At 42.5% G+C, this 537-nt stretch carries 1 protein-coding gene; it reads right to left on the reverse strand.

Features of this window, described 5'->3' with window-relative positions:
- Positions 1-537 (reverse strand): TatD family hydrolase (locus tag R7Q11_RS28895; protein WP_225467311.1); only part of this gene is annotated, 537 nt, incomplete at both ends.

Below are 537 nucleotides of genomic sequence, written 5' to 3' on the forward strand. Positions count from 1 at the left end.
CGAAAAGTTACGATGCCTGAAATCGAGATATAAAAACCCAAATCCATAGCAGCTTTGGCAAAGGGAAGATCTTCAGTAAAACAATGAATGACACCACCACATTTCTCCGCGCCACCATTACGTAAAATGTCCAATGTATCTTCACGCGCATTGCGGGTGTGAATAATAAGCGGCTTGTTCAGTTCAACCGCCAACTCAACCTGCTGTTCAAAACGCTCTTTTTGAAGTGCCGCTGTTTCTGGTTTGTAATGGTAGTCCAATCCGGTTTCGCCAATAGCAACGACTCTTTCGTGGCTAGCATGGCGACGCAAAGTCTCCATGGAAAACGCACTCTCAACATCCAATGGGTGAACACCACAAGAAGCGTACACATTCTCGTAAGGTTCGATCATCTCCAACATATTAGGAAATGAGTCTAACGTAACACCTACAGATAGCAGCTCTTTTACGTTAGCTTGCTTTGCTTTGTTAATAACGTCTTCAATATTGATATGAAGATCATCGTAATTCAATTTGTCTAAATGACAGTGCGAATCT

This window comes from Vibrio sp. 970 (assembly GCF_033339075.1).